Origin of the sequence: Paenibacillus hemerocallicola (assembly GCF_006265175.1) — a bacterium.
Classification (GTDB): Bacteria; Bacillota; Bacilli; order Paenibacillales; family NBRC-103111; genus Paenibacillus_AB; species Paenibacillus_AB hemerocallicola.
In genome coordinates this window covers 1-14,872 of record NZ_VDCQ01000114.1, presented here as the reverse complement: position 1 = coordinate 14,872, position 14,872 = coordinate 1, and the positions used below count along the sequence as shown (strand labels likewise).

The 14,872-nt window shown below is 56.5% G+C and carries 10 protein-coding genes; 1 reads left to right on the top strand and 9 read right to left on the bottom strand.

The window, feature by feature from the left end; genetic code table 11:
* Positions 1-515: 515 nt before the first annotated feature.
* From FE784_RS39325 to FE784_RS39285, 9 genes are all read right to left on the bottom strand, one after another.
* Positions 516-1,481, bottom strand: coding sequence for a carbohydrate ABC transporter permease (locus tag FE784_RS39325; RefSeq protein WP_139607763.1), 966 nt, complete (start codon positions 1,479-1,481; stop codon positions 516-518).
* Positions 1,482-1,500: 19 nt separating this feature from the next.
* On the bottom strand, positions 1,501-2,370 hold the full coding sequence (locus FE784_RS39320) for a carbohydrate ABC transporter permease (protein WP_139607762.1): 870 nt from the start codon (positions 2,368-2,370) through the stop codon (positions 1,501-1,503).
* A complete protein-coding gene (locus FE784_RS39315; RefSeq protein ID WP_139607761.1) occupies positions 2,367-4,637 on the bottom strand; it encodes a DUF5696 domain-containing protein in 2,271 nt (756 codons plus the stop codon). Before FE784_RS39315 ends, FE784_RS39320 begins: the two co-directional genes overlap by 4 nt.
* The gene (locus FE784_RS39310; RefSeq protein WP_246132390.1) at positions 4,634-6,778 is read right to left on the bottom strand and encodes a YIP1 family protein; all 2,145 of its coding nucleotides are present in this window, start codon (positions 6,776-6,778) and stop codon (positions 4,634-4,636) included. The genes FE784_RS39315 and FE784_RS39310 overlap by 4 nt, the downstream gene beginning before the upstream one ends.
* A gap of 20 nt (positions 6,779-6,798) precedes the next feature.
* Positions 6,799-7,647, bottom strand: coding sequence for a carbohydrate ABC transporter permease (locus tag FE784_RS39305; RefSeq protein ID WP_139607759.1), 849 nt, complete (start codon positions 7,645-7,647; stop codon positions 6,799-6,801).
* A gap of 2 nt (positions 7,648-7,649) precedes the next feature.
* A complete protein-coding gene (locus FE784_RS39300) occupies positions 7,650-8,546 on the bottom strand; it encodes a carbohydrate ABC transporter permease (RefSeq protein WP_139607758.1) in 897 nt (298 codons plus the stop codon).
* The gene (locus FE784_RS39295) at positions 8,536-11,532 is read right to left on the bottom strand and encodes an extracellular solute-binding protein (protein WP_246132389.1); all 2,997 of its coding nucleotides are present in this window, start codon (positions 11,530-11,532) and stop codon (positions 8,536-8,538) included. The genes FE784_RS39300 and FE784_RS39295 overlap by 11 nt, the downstream gene beginning before the upstream one ends.
* Positions 11,533-11,565: 33 nt before the next feature.
* Positions 11,566-12,675, bottom strand: coding sequence for an ABC transporter ATP-binding protein (locus FE784_RS39290; protein ID WP_139607756.1), 1,110 nt, complete (start codon positions 12,673-12,675; stop codon positions 11,566-11,568).
* Between the two features lie 162 nt (positions 12,676-12,837).
* Positions 12,838-13,842, bottom strand: a complete 1,005-nt coding sequence (locus tag FE784_RS39285; protein WP_139607755.1) for an aldo/keto reductase — start codon at positions 13,840-13,842, stop codon at positions 12,838-12,840.
* A 389-nt stretch (positions 13,843-14,231) separates the two neighbouring features.
* Here FE784_RS39285 and FE784_RS39280 point away from each other — a divergent pair.
* A partial coding sequence (locus FE784_RS39280; protein WP_139607764.1) for an NtaA/DmoA family FMN-dependent monooxygenase occupies positions 14,232-14,872 on the top strand: 641 nt, incomplete at its 3' end.

The window sequence follows — 14,872 nt, the reverse complement described above, 5'->3', positions numbered from 1 at the left end:
TGTTTTCAACCTTATCTCCTTTCGCTCGCCCGGCTTCAACCCCATTTCCCAATACGATCGGGCACATAATGCTGAAACCAGCGCTATTTGGCGGCACGGACTGCTGCGTCCACACAATAAGGTTGTTTTCAACCTTATCTCCTTTCGCTCGCCCGGCTTCCGCCCATGTCCCGATCCGACCGGACACATAATGCCGAAACCGGCGCTATTCGGCGGCACGGACTGCTGCGTCCACACAATAAGGTTGCTTTCAACCTTATCTCCTTTCGCTCGCCCGGCTTCAGCCCCATGTCCCGATCCGATCGGGCACATAATGCCGAAACCGGCGCTATTCGGCGGCATGGACAGCTGTGTCCACACAATAAGGTTGTTTTCAACCTTATCTCCTTTCGCTCGCCCGGCTTCAACCATACCGACCTAGCCGGGCAATTAGCGCAGCCGTAGCGCCAAAGCCGGTTCTATTTCGGCATGGGGGACGGCATCCTCGATTGCGCGCAGCAAGCGGAGCTTTTCCTCTACTCCACAAGCCCCGTCCGCTCGACGCCTTCGATAAACCAGCGTTGGGCGAAAAAGTAGACGATCAGCAGCGGGAAAATGATCAGGAACGCCGCCGCCATCTTGATCGATTCTCCATATACGGTCATCTCTCCGGCTCCGGCGGCCAGCTTCAGCTCGGCGGCGAGCCTCGCAAGCGTGATCGACAGCGGAACGTTCTGCGCGGTGAACATGAAGATCGACGGCAAGTAGAAATCGTTCCAGTTCCAGACGAACGAAAACAGTACGACGACGACGATCGCCGACTTGGAGAGCGGGAACATGACGCGGAAAAACAGCTTGACGCCGTTCGCCCCGTCCATGCGGGCCGCCTCGTCCAGCTCCTTCGGCAGATTGGAGTAGAACGAGCGGTAAATGATGACGAACATCGCGCCCTTCAGCCCGTGTCCGAACAGCGCCGGCACGACCATCGGCAGAAACGTGTCCATCCAGCCGAACCCTTTGAACAGCATGATCGAAGGCAAAATGATAACCTGCGGCGGCATGATGAACGTGAACAGCAGCAGCACGCTCCATAAATTTTTGAGCGGAAAATCGAGCCGGGCGAACGCGTACCCGGCTACGGCGCAAGAAAAAATTTGCAGCACCGAGACGGAGACCGACAGCGATACGCTGATGAAGAAGCTTTTCACGTAATTGAGCAGCCGGGTCGCTTCCGCCAGATGGCCGAAATAAAGCGACTTCGGCACCCAGATGACCGTCGGATCGAGAATGTTTTTCGCATCCTTGACCATCGTCGTGACCATGTACAATATCGGCTTGATATAAATAAACGCCACATTGATCAAGATGACGTACAACACGATCTTGAACAATATGCCTTTGTCCAATTCCGCGCCGATGAACCGGTATTTCAGAAATTCGAGCCCGTTCCGAACCGCCTCCTCCGAAACCCATCTCGGGCGGATCCGCTTTTGTGGCAACATTGCAATTCCCTCCCCTCTCTTACGCCCGGCTTCCGGCAAGCGCCTTATCCACCCGGCTGTACAGCAGCAGCGTGAGCCCGACGAACAGCAAAATGATAGTGAAATAAATCCAGGCCAGCGCGCTCGAGCTGCCGTAGTTCGTCGTATTGACCTTGCTCACGATCGGATTGGACGGAAATGTGAACAGATCGACCACCGTATACATCAGGTTCAGGAAAATGTAAGGTACGAGACCGGGCAGCGTAATTTTCCAGAACGTATTCCACGGGGTAGAGCCATCGATGCGGGCCGCTTCGTACATCGAGGCGGACAGCGTCTGCCGTCCGGCCAGGAAGATCAGGATTTGCACGCCCGAGTACCAGAGCACGAGCACGAAGGAGCCGAGTACCGTCTGAATCGGCTTCGCCCACGATGCCGGAACGTAGTCATGCAGGTAAGCGTCGATTTTCAGCGCCTCCAATATGATGAGCGAGCCTTCCCCCTGGTTGATGAACTCCTGGACGATCTGTCCGGAAGAGAAAATAACGGGAAGGAAAAAAATGACGCGGAACATCGTTCGGGCCGGGAACCGGATATTGAGCAAAATCGCCACCAGCAGCGAAAATACGAGAATGATCGGAATCATCATCGCCGACTCCCGCAGAAACGGAAGCAGGTCGTTGTACAGCAAGCTTCCGTTCGAGACGAGAATTTCTTTATAGTTTTTGAAGCCCACGTACGTATACACGACCGAATTGACCGTAATCCTCACCTGGAAAAAGCTCATGTACAGCGAATAACCGAGCGGATAAGCGACGAAGGCGAAGAAGCCGAATATCCATGGCGCGATAAACAGGGAGCCTTCCAGTTTGCGAAGCGTGGACGTGCTGAGTCTCTCACTTAGTTTCATGGCGCGGCTTCTCCTCTGACGACTGCGAAATCTTGGCCGGGCACTCGCAGCGAACCTTTGACATATTCGGAGGCGTTATAGTTGACGATGATTCGGTAGCTGCCCTCGTACACCGTTTCTTTCACATTCGGAGCGAGCGTGCGGTGTCCCGTAATCGATTTGCCCTGCACCTCCGAGAGCGCTTCGTTGCTCCGGCGGTACTCCTCCGCCAGGCTGTCGAGCCAGTCTTTGTAATTCAGGCTGTAATACCATACGGAGTAAGCGTTCTTCAGCTTATCCGAAGGTGCGCTCGCAAACACGTAAGTCGGATAAGCTCCGTATTCGATGCTCCGCAAAAATTCGACGCGGGATTCGTCGCGCAAATTCGACCAGGCCGACGTATACCCGACGAGACCGTGCAGTACGATTTGCGCAAACGGGACCGCTTCGTCGACAAAAATGTCGTGGGAGTAATCGTCGGCCAGCCGCGGAATATGCGTCACCTGATCGAAAGCGAAGGCGTTGACATTGTTCGCCGCCACCGCGCCGAGCGATTCGTTCGTTTGCCGGAAAATGTCCCGCTGAATGCCGATCGCGTCCCCTCGGCTGCCATAGTAACGGCCGTTGTAATCGGTGCTCAGCAGCCGGCCGATGCCGTCCTCGAAATAAATGCCGTCCGCGCCGAGACTTTCATACCGCGACAAATCGGACGCCACCGCCTTGCGGTAAAAGCCGGGGCTTACGAAGGAGCTCGGCTCCTGCTTATGGTTCAACCGCGTCTCCAGCACGTTCCCCGCCAAATCGCGCAAGCCGTCGCGTCTCGGCCAAAACCCGTCGCCGACATTGTTGATCGAATAATTCGCCGTCAAATACACCGGGATGTTCAGCGAGTGGGCGAAGTCGATAAAGGACTTCATCCCCTTATTGCCGCCCAGCTTCGATTCGACCGGAAAATAGTCGCCGTGAGTGCTGTAGCCGTCCTTCTGCCAACCCGTGTAATGAACCGTCAAATTGCGGATGCCGAGATCGTGAACGTCCCGGACGAGCTGAACCGCTTCGGAGGTCGTCGTGCCCGTCTTGTATTTGTCGAGCAGCAGTCCCTTCTCGATGTCGCCGCCGATAATATCGACATACAGCGGAATGCCGTCCTTGGAAGGCCGCTGCGGCTTCACTTGTTTCTCGTCGATCAAATAAGAACGGTAGACGGAGGCCATGCCGACGTAATCGCTCGCCTGCGGGCTCAGCACATAATAGCGCACCGTTCTGCGGGGCACGACGAATTTGTCCGCGCCGTACGTGAAGAAGCCTTCGTCGGTGCTTTTGCTGATGCTTTGAAAAAAACGTTTGCGATACTGCCATTCGGCCGTCACCCAGTTGGAGATGCCGACCGAGCCGGACGGAGCCGCATATACGTTGGCCGCCTCCGCGCCTTCCGTTACGACCGCCGCGAAGCCTTGACTGCCGGATTTCAAGCCGAATACCGGAAGCGTCACCGGCTGTCTCGCCACGTTCTCGCTGTAGAAGGAAGCATCGCTGCCGTATATGCTTTCGTTATAGGTCAGCTGCTGCATGATCCGGTTCGGCTTGAAGCGGATCAGCGCCCCGGAGCCGTCCGGGATGAAAATATACCCGTCTTGACCGTAGGACGGCTGGCTGCCGAGCAGCGGATACAGCTTGGCGTTCAGCAGGCTGAAGGCGCCGCCTTCGACGATGCCCTCGTCGAGTATCGTAGTTTCCACGTACCGGTTGTTCAGCGTCACCTCGACCGGAATTTTGAATTGGCCCTTGCCGAAGACGAACGTCGCCTTGAAGCCTGCGGGCGTCGTCTGGAATTGCTCCACATAACCGTCCTCGCCGATCAGTCCGACCGTCTTCGTCGCCGATTTGTAGTTGGAAATATTGGCGTACTCGACGATAATCGGGGACAGCAAATTGTTTTTCCAGCCGGCGGGCAGCGTTTCTCCGGACCAATACTGCGGATCGGGATAAGAACGCATCGTGTACCCGGTCGACTTGTCGATCACCTGAAAATGTCCGGTCGCGCTATCCGCCAGCAGCTTCAGCGATACTGATTCGGCGACAGGCTTGAACCGTTCCTCCGGCGGAAGCTGCGGCGGAAGCAACGGGCTGCCCGGGGCCGCAAACGAACCCGTCTGCGCCGCTTTTTTCGACAGCGTCGACGCTTGCTTTTGCCAGCTCCATATTTGCAGACCGAGCCATAAAGTGGCGGCGACCACGACCGCAGCGGCCGATAAGGCAAATACAAGACGCATTCTGCTTTTGGTCACCGGATCACCACCTCCTGGTACAAGGAATATACGAAGTTGACCAGCTCGCCGCTCAAGCTGATGAATATAAAGACGAGCACGCCCATCACCGCGAGCGACAGGAGCGAGAACACGATGTTCAGAACCGCTTCCCCGACGCTGTAGTTTTGAATGCCCTGGACCATCCAGAAAAACAGCAGCGCCGTCCAGCCGATCAACGCCAGCTGCAGAAAGCCGAAGATGGCTTGCTCGCTCAAGGTGAATACATGGGACAGCAGCGTAAGCGGAATGCCGACGACGACGAGCGGAAACAAAGCGTATGCGCTGCCGTTGAAAACGTCCCTCAGGCGCCCCTCCCCCCGCATCAGCGAGCTGACGAGAAAATTCGAGACGACCCAGCCGAACCATACGACGAGAAACTGGACCAGCAGCGGTCCGAGCTTGACGCCCGTATAGACGGACGAATTGAACACGAAGCTCGTATCCGCTTTGACGAACGAGAAGGAAGCGATCGCGGCGCCGCCTATGATCAGACTGCTGGCGATGCTCGCTTTATTCTCGTGACGGATTGCGTGGAAGCCGTCGATCGGATGCTTGATCAAATAGCCCGCATGTCTCAGTTGAACGAAAAGGCTCCGCTGCGACTGCAGCCATTCCTTCAATCTTCCGCGCTGCGGCCATTTGCGCGTCAGCCGGTCGGTCAAATAAGCGAGCAGGATCGCGGCCACGACGATGTTCATCAGCAGCGCGAAATGGTTCTGGAACCAGAGCAGCCGCGTCTGCCAAAACGAATCCGAGTACCCTTGGCCTACCCCCGCTTGGAAAAACAAACGCTCGGCTTCCTCGAACTGTTCCTTCTTGAAGGCCGCTTTGGCCAAGCCGATCAAAGCCGGCGTATAAAAAGCGTCGACCCGGACGACCTCCCGCCACAGCGGCTCGCTTTCCTCGTACCGGCCTTCCTGGGTCAACTTGTTGGCCTGATGGACGAGAGCCCCGAATTCGGTCAGCTTGAAGCGTTGGATCAAATTATTGACGTTGTCCAGCACGAGCAGCTCGCCCTTGGAGGTAGCGGCGATCGAGGAAGCCGATTTGACCAGCCCGAGCTTGGACGTTGCCGATATTTCCTGGCTTCCCCAGAAAAACAGCAGGTTGCCGTTCTCGTCGTATTGGCTGATCGTGCCGAGCAGGGCGTCGACGACCGTCATATTGCCGTCCGCGTCAACGGCGATGTCCTGCAGCTGCGGCACCGACGCGCGGTCGGCCCACCAGGCGACTTCCCCGTAGCTGGCGTCCTTCGCCGCGATAAATTCTCCTCTCGTCTCGAGCTGGTTCAGCCCCGCGATATTCAGCTTCTTCACCTGGTCGTTCTTGATGTCCTTCGTTACCGTATATACGAAGCCGTTGCGGTCGATCGCCGTATTCACGATCGCGCCCGGCAGCTTGCTCAGCTCCCTCCGGTACATTTCCCGGGTGTAGACGAAACGCTTGAAGGAGTCGAACAGCGAGAAGGATACCTTATTCGCTCCGAAAAAGTTTTGAAAGCTTCCTTCCGGGTCCAGCTGCAGCAAGCCCTGAAAGGCGCCCAGCGTCGTAATGTACAAAAATCCGCGCTTGTCGACGACCAGCTTCGTCGGCTCGTATTTGAACGCAGCCGGCAAATAGGGGGATTCCGGCCTTTTGAATTCGCGCAGCAGCTTTCCGTCGCGATCCAGCTTCACCACCCTCTGATTGCCGGTGTCGGCGACGTAGAGGCTGCCGTCCGGATCGACGAACAGCCCGTTCGGGCGGTTCAGCGGACTTTCCTTGACTTCGAGCGCGCGCACGAACCGGCCCGTTTCGTCCAGATGCACGATCCGATTGTTGCCCGTGTCGGCAATGTACAGCTGATCGCGTCCATCGACGAACAAATCCTGCGGCTGATTCAAAGCTGCGACAAATGCCTCATCGCGACTCGCCTCGCTCCCGCCCGCATCCGTAAAATCGCGTCCGATCACGTCGAACGGCTTGTAGGCGGACTGGATTTGCACCAATTGCCCGTAGGCGTCCTTATAAAAAGTCGTATAGGGCGTAAACGCGCTTGCCCGGGGAGAGGCGAGCCCTCCCGCCAGCAGCGCCGCAAGCCATATCCATATTGTCGGACGAAGCCATCGCCGCCTGTTCAATGATGCATCCTCCCCCTCGATCATTTAATGCCGGAATGCGCCATCGTATCGATAACTTTTCCTTGCAGGATCACGAAAAAAATCAGGTTCGGCACCAAAATGATGAGCGCCGCCACGGCTGCGGCTCCTTGGCGCGCCACATTGTTGGCCAAATTGTTGGTCAAGGTCGACAGGAAAAACGGGAATGTTTTCATCTCGTCGTCCTGCATGAAAAACGTCGACGTCTCCAAATTGCTCCACGAGCTTTGAAACGAAAGAATCGCGACCGTTGCGACCGCGGGCATGCAGATCGGCACGACGATGCGCAAAAAGACGACGAATTCGTTTGCCCCATCCAGTCTGACCGACTCCAGCAAGGCGTTCGGGATCTGCTCCATAAACTGCTTGAGCAGAAACACGCCGACCGGCAAAGCGAGCATCGGCAATATATGCCCCGGGTACGTATTGAGCAGGCCGAGCCCGCTGACTACCAAATAACGCGGAATTTGCACGACCTCCGGGGCGAACATGAGCATCAGCACGATCGTCGAGAAGACGAGAGCGCGTCCGGGAAATTCGTGCTTCGCCAATGCGTAGGCGCACAGGGCGCTCACCGTCGTCGTCAGCACGACCGTAATGAGCGAAATGCTCAAGCTGTTGAACAAATACCGGGAAAGCGGAATGATCGAGTTGGACGTCACCCACAGCAATTCGATAAAGTTCTGGATCGTCGGCTCCCGTACGAGAAAATTCGGCGGATAGACGAACAGCTCATGGTACGGCTTGAACGCGTGATTGAACATATACACGATCGGCAGCAGCATCAATACGGAGAAGAGAAGCATAATCACGACGAGCGCGATCCGCGAGAATCTGTATTTTCTGGTCATGCCTACTCCTCCTTCGATCCGAACAGCCGCCAGCTCAGCTTGTTGGAAGCGTACATCAACACCAGAAGAAACACGGAGATGGCCGCCGCGTATCCCATTTCGAAACGAACGAACCCGTAATCGTTAATGTGGTTGACGATCAGATGGCCCGAATACTCCGGCGTCGGATTTTTGCCCGAAAGCTCTACGCCGATCGCCCCCGTCTTGAACGTCGTCACGATGGCCATTACGGCGCCGAACAGCATTTGCGGCTTCATCGACGGGATCGTAATATACCATACCTCCTGCAGCCGGCTGCGGATGCCGTCGATTTTGCCGGCCTCGTACAGCGTCGGGTCGACGTTGAGAATACCGGCCAGCATCGCGAGGAATCCGACGCCCATGCTCGACCATAGCGTAACGGCGATCATCGAGTTCATCAGCAGCTTCGGGTCCGTCACCCACAGCTTCGGAATGTCGATCAGCCCTTGATTCAGCAGAAAGCTGTTCAAATATCCGATCCGGTCTCCCGACAGCATCGGCAGCCAAATGATCGTCATGGCGATGCCGACAGTCAGCGACGGGGTGTACATCGCCAGTGCGATCCACTTCCGCAGCCTGGAATTGAGCAGGGAGATTAGCCAGGCGAGCGCGAATGCGGCCACGTAACCTCCCGGTCCTACGATGACGGCGAATTTGAACGTGTTCGGCAGCGCGTATTTCAGGAACAGCAAGTCCTGGGAAATCAAATATTGAAAGTTGCTCCATCCGATAAAAGCCGGTGCCGATATCGCATTGTAGTAGGTGAAGCTCAAACCGATGGCGGTAATGACCGGCACGACGATAAAGGCGATAAAGCAGAGCATGAACGGCGCGATGAAAAAATAGGACGTCTTATGCGACCACAGTCTAATCCACATAACGGTCTATTCCTTCCCACGGGCGATCGACGAGCGGAACGTCCAGAGGCTTGAGCCGGTTGCCCGCCTTGTCGATAAATCCGAATTCCTCCTGCTTTCTGCGCAACTCCCGGTTAATATCCCGCACCGCCTGCTCCAGGGAAGCCCGGTAGTTCGTCGTCCCGACGACCGTGCGAATCCAGGCGTTGTTCGCCTCCCTTTCCATGAAGTAGCCGCCCGGCACGTTCGGAATGTCCTTGTACCATTTCCACTGATTCAGAATCACTTGCGCATCCTCTCTTTTCCAGGGAAGCCGGGTAAATGCTTCCACATTGGAGGTGTTCCACCGGAAAGCGACTCCGTTCACCGCCTCCAAATCGGCGCCGTACTGCTGCTGGATGTCGGCGGACAGCCACCATTTCAGAAACTGCCACGCCTGCTCCTTCTTGTCGGACCTTTCGAATATGACGCCCGTTCGCTGCCCGCCGCCGGCCCAACGGAGTATCGTGCCGTCCTTCTGCCTGACGCCAGGCATCGCCGCGATTTTCCAGCGGTCGTTGAGCTCCGGCGCGGCTGCGGCAAGCTGCACGTACATGTTGTAATCGGAAATGCCGATCGGCATCGTCCCGTCGCGGAAATGCTGGTAGAAGCTGGGCACCTCGCGCTCGATCGCATACGTGTTGAACAAATCGGTCCACTGCTTGAACGCGCGGAACGCCTCCGGATTGTCCAAAGCCGTCTTTAGGCCGTCCGGCTCATATAAATCAACATTATTCTGATAGAAAAACTGGGAAAATTGACTCGGGTTCACATAAAAATTCATGTAATTTTGCTGCAGCGTAGGCAAAATGTCGTACACGTCTTCCCACGTCTGCGGGATCCCGATGCCGAGCTTTTTCAACAGGTCCTCGCGGTAAAACAATACTTGGAACGATTGCGTTTCCGGCACCCCGTAATAACCTCCGTTGTAGAACAGCGGCAGCCAGGAGCCCGGACTGAATCCTTTGTAAAATTGCTGAAAATCGGGAAATAACGCCAAATTGTGCAAGCTGCCGCGGATGGCGAAATCGACCGGCAAATCCTGGGTCAAGCCGAGCGCGATGTCGGGCTGCACCCCGGCCGCGTTGGACATGAGCAGCAGCTCCGGGTTCGCCATCAGGTTCACCTTCACCTGGATGCCCGTGTCCGGCGTAAACCGCTCATCCGCCAGCTGCTGCAGCTGATCGACATAATCGCGCCCGCGCTGCACCCAAATGTTCAGCTTGTCGCCGTCGAGCTTCGTGATGCTGTCCCTGCTGTCGAACGAATAGTAAAAGTTGGCCAGGCCGCCCCAGAGACGGTTCCATAGCGACGCCTCCATCGCAGGCAGCGTCCCGTTCTCGGGAGCGATGTATATCTCGTCGAGCTGCAGCGATTGCTTGAGCAGCGTTTCGATAAACGTGCCGAATTTGTCCCTCATCGAAGATATTTCTTTCACGTTGTACGGGATTTCCTCCGGCTTCTTCATAAGCGAGCGAATATCTTTCGCCGCCGTATCGAGCCCCTGGCTGATCGAGTCTTTATTGCCGTTGATGCGAACCGCCTGCTCGGCCAGCCGCTCCATTCGTTCCGCCGTTTGCACCAGCTTGCCGGTCAAGCCCGGGAAATCCTGATCCATATTCCACGTCCGGTTCCGGTCCACGACGGCGCCTACCAAGGAACGCAAATCCCAGTCGATCGCATCGAGGGTGCGGGTCAGCGACTCGAGCTCCGTTATGACCGGTTCGACGGGCGCATGGGTGACGGCGAGCGACAGCGTATGCTTGCCTTTCGTCAAATACACCGAATACGGCTTGCCCGCGGAATCTTCCAGCACCCGCCCTTTCCAGCTGGCGGAATAAGGGAAGCCGTAAGCGAGAAATTCCTGGAAAGGCACTTTGCCGTCTAAACGCACGGTGCGGAACGACGTTTTTTGCGAAACGGTGTTTTGCAACGCTCTAAAGCCGATTTGATAACGGCCGTCTGCCGGCACCTCGAACGACCACGTTATTTCCTGATTTTGCTCCACCCAGCGGATTCCGCCGACCGTGTTGTACGTAATTCGCCCTTTGGCGCGCGGAACGCTGCGGGGATTGCGGTCGGAAAACAGCTTGATCGCCGTATCGTTTTTGCTGTCGAACTCTTCGGCCTGCAGTGTCAATGTCGGCGGCGGAGCGGCTGGAACGGCTGCTGGATAAGCGGCCGACACCTCCTCGTAAGGCGCGATGCGTTCCCTTGGTGCGAGCAGAATCGTTTCCAACGCTACGGATTCGGCTCCGGCAAACCTTATCGTATGGCTACCCTTCTCGAAATACCATTGCAGCGGCTCGGAATACGCTCCGGAGGAATCGACCAGCGCCCTCACTCCCCAGTCGGACACATCCTTGGATCGAGGACGAATCTGGTCTCCGTCTCCGTTTTTCAGTATCGGTCGGACGTCCTGCCAGGTACGGTACAGCGCCGCCGACGACGATTCCGCGAACTGCCTTCTCCCGTCCACCGTTACTTCCCACAGGATCGGGCCCGAGCCGCCGCCTTCGGTCAACGGCCGATACGATAAACGTATCTCGTACAAGGCGCTCTCCGGAACGTTGACCGCATATTCGACCCATCCTTTTCCGGCCGCTTTCCATAGAAGCACTCGCGATTTTCCGGCGTAATCGCCGGGGGCGATCTGCTTCGCGTCCGAAACGGCGGATGGCTCCCCCGCTTTGACGGTTACGGACGCCGTCGCATTGCCTATGCCTTGCTTGCTCCAGGCAACGGAGGCTTCCCCGAATTGCGGCTCGCCGTCCGGATCGTTGATCGAGACTCCTGCTCCGGCGCCCGCGTTCGTCCGGTCGAAGGACTGCGGGACGGGCGTCTCGGCCGTTCCTTGCTTGCCGGGCACGGATGGCACGGATGATGCGTAACCCGACTGGGAAGCGATCAAGCTCAATATCAATACGATGCTGCATATACGACTCGACCAACGGGTGCTCCGGACCAAATCAAAACCACTCTCCCCTTCCGGCATTTCGTGCTATTCCGAAAACCTCTCGCCGGTTTCCTGATGAAAGAAATGGGCTTTCAGCGTATGGACGCCGATTCTGACCGTTTCGTTTTCCTTGAAGTGAACGGAAGGATCGACGCGGGCGATCAGCAAATTTTCTTGGCCGACGTCCACGTACAAATAGCGGTCCGCCCCCATCAATTCGGTAAATTTGTAGGTGCCGGTAATGACCGCCTCGGAAAACAGCGCCTCCAGATTAATATGCTCCGGCCGTATACCGAGAATGACATTGCGGTCGACCTGTTTATGTTTTCTCAAGGCAGCCGCATTCGCCTCGTGAATGGGCAGTTTAAAGCGCGACGTATGAAACTCCAAGCCCCCCAGCTTATTGTCGAGAATACGTCCCCGTAAAAAGTTGATTTGCGGGGATCCGATAAAACCGGCAACGAACGTATTTTTCGGCGTCGAATAAATTTGCTCCGGCGAATCGATCTGCTGGATGATGCCATCCTTCATGACGACGATCCGATCGGCCATCGTCATCGCTTCCACCTGGTCATGAGTCACATAGATAAACGTCGTTTCCAAGTTTTTGTGCAGCTTAATAATTTCCATTCGCATCGATACTCTCAGCTTGGCGTCCAGATTGGACAGCGGTTCGTCCATCAGGAACAGCTTCGGGTTGCGGACGATCGCCCGCCCCAATGCCACGCGCTGTCGCTGCCCCCCGGACAAATGCCGCGGCTTGCGGTTCAGAAACGATTCGATCTCCAAAATGCGGGCGGCGTTTTTGACCGCCTGGTCGATCTCGTGTCTGGGCAGCTTCGCCATGCGCAGCCCGAAGGCGATATTTTCGAAGACGCTCATGTTCGGATACAGCGCGTAATTTTGAAATACCATCGAAATGTCCCGATCCTTGGGCGGAACATGATTGACGAGCCGGTCGCCGATGTAGAGCTCCCCTTCGGATATTTCCTCCAGACCCGCGATCATGCGCAGCGTAGTCGATTTCCCGCACCCGGAAGGACCGACAAATACGATGAATTCTTTATCCTCGATATCCATGTGGAAGTCTTTGACGACCGCATGCTTGTCTTTGCCGTATCGTTTATACAGATGATGAATGCGAATGCTCGCCATACGTTCCCTCCAGCTTCACTTTATCGAAGCATCACTTTGCAGCTGCATTCCGTTATCGGGCTTGCACATTCCGAAACGATAAAACGGAGGATGTCCGCTTCGATTCTCGTGGGAATCTTGCTGGACAGCCTCCGTTTGAACGGTCGATCATTCTTTTTTGTTTTAGCTGTGGACCGGAAGCTTCGGCGCATACAAGCTTTCCGTAATTTCGTCCACTTCCTTCAATTCTTCCGGACTCAGCCTCTCGTGCCAAGCTTGGGCCGCATCCGTCACCTGCTCGGGCTTGGAAGCGCCGAGAATCGCCGATGTGATGCCGGGACGGCTCAGCACCCAGGCGAGCGAAAATTGCGCGAGTGTCAGGCCGCGGCGGTCGGCCAGCATCTTGAGCGCCTCCGGCAGCGTCAGGCTGTGGTTTTTTTGCAGCAGCTGCTGCAGCCGCTTCTCGCCGGCGGCTAGGCGGGAGCCTTCCGGCGGCGCTTCTCCGGCACGGTATTTGCCCGTCAGGATGCCTCTGCCGAGCGGGCTGTACACGATGACCCCGACATTTTCCGATTGAGCGAACGGGATGAGCTCCTGCTCGATTTCGCGGGAGATGAGACTATATTCCGGCTGGATGCTCTCGAACCGGTGCAGACGATGCAGATTGCTGATGCCGTGGGCTTTCGCGAGCTGCCAAGCGGCGAAATTGGAAGCCCCGATATAGCGAACCTTCCCTTGACGGACCAGATCGTCCAAGGCGCCGAGCGTTTCCTCGAGCGGCGTCTCCGGATCGAATCGGTGAACCTGATACAAATCGATATAGTCGGTTTGCAGCCGTCTCAGACTGTTCTCCACCGCGCGGAATATATGGTACCGGCTTTGGCCGGCGTCGTTCGGCCCTTTGCCCACGCGTCCGTGCACTTTGGTAGCCAGCACGATGCGGTGCCTTCTTTCCTTCAGCAAATTGCCCAGAATTTGCTCCGACTCCCCGATCGAATCCGGATTGCCCAGATCCGTTCCTTTTCCGTACACATCCGCCGTGTCGATCAGGTTGATGCCGCTGTCGAGAGCCGCATCGAGCACTTTGGCCGAAGCCTGCTCGTCGATCCATCTTCCGAACGCCATCGTGCCGAGGGCGACCTCGGATACTTTCAAGCCCGTTCTTCCCAACCGCCGTACATTTGCCATTGCTGCTTCCTCCTCGTCTATGACCCTTGGCGATTTAAAACACACTAAATCGATAGGGTTTTGTTTATTTCAAGTTTGATGGGACCTACTATAACAAGCAGTCCGGCTCGTTGTCAACCGTATAATTTGAGCGGAGCTCGCCATTTTCGCCGTTTTTGACCGACTGCCCGTCCACCGATTCGACGCATATTTGAAGATAATCGTTATAGGGCGTTCGAGAAAAAAGGGCGATTGACACTCCAAATAAACCGTGATATATTTCGACTAAACAGATCGGGATACAAGTTATTAAAATTGGAACCGGACAACCGGATGCTGGCCGCATGGCTACGCCTCCGGTTTTTTGCATTTTATTTACCCAACCTATGCGGAAAGGCGGGGTGCTGATTATGGCGCATCCGGGCAAGCAAGTGCATTTGAATGTGTTTTTGGGCGGATCGGGCCATCATGCGGGCTCGTGGAAGCATCCGCTCGCGAACCCGAAGCGCGATCTCGAGCTGGAGCACTACGCGGAGCTGGCGCGGATCGCCGAACGCGGTCTGCTGGATGCCGTCTTCACGGCGGATAATTATTCCGGTCTGTGGCGCAGATTGGAGCCGTTCACGCTGCTCTCGGCGCTGGCCGCATCGACCACGCATATCGGCTTTATCGCCACGGTGAGCACGACGTATAACGATCCGTATCACGTTGCCCGCCAGTTCGCTTCGCTCGATCATCTGAGCGGCGGTCGCGCCGCCTGGAATATCGTCACCGGCCATTCGCAGTCCGACGCCGACAATTTCGGCAAGCCGGCCCATCCGGAGCTGACGAAGCGGTACGACATCGGCGACGAATTCGTCGAGGTGACCAAGCAGCTGTGGGACAGCTGGGAGGAAGACGCGCTCGTCTACGACCGGGAGACGGACACGACGATCGATTCCGGCAAGGTTCACGAGATCGACTTCAAGGGCGACTATTACTCCGTCAAAGGACCGCTTAACATTCCCCGTCCGCCGCAGGGCTATCCCGTGCTCGTACAGGCCGGGTCGTC

What these genes read in the sequence shown, in the direction of transcription:
- FE784_RS39305 (WP_139607759.1), bottom strand. Translation starts at nt 7,647, where the DNA reads ATGACCAGAAAATACAGATTCTCGCGGATCGCGCTCGTCGTGATTATG.
- FE784_RS39320 (WP_139607762.1), bottom strand. Translation starts at nt 2,370, where the DNA reads ATGAAACTAAGTGAGAGACTCAGCACGTCCACGCTTCGCAAACTGGAA.
- FE784_RS39300 (WP_139607758.1), bottom strand. Translation starts at nt 8,546, where the DNA reads ATGTGGATTAGACTGTGGTCGCATAAGACGTCCTATTTTTTCATCGCG.
- FE784_RS39285 (WP_139607755.1), bottom strand. Translation starts at nt 13,842, where the DNA reads ATGGCAAATGTACGGCGGTTGGGAAGAACGGGCTTGAAAGTATCCGAG.
- FE784_RS39290 (WP_139607756.1), bottom strand. Translation starts at nt 12,675, where the DNA reads ATGGCGAGCATTCGCATTCATCATCTGTATAAACGATACGGCAAAGAC.
- FE784_RS39325 (WP_139607763.1), bottom strand. Translation starts at nt 1,481, where the DNA reads ATGTTGCCACAAAAGCGGATCCGCCCGAGATGGGTTTCGGAGGAGGCG.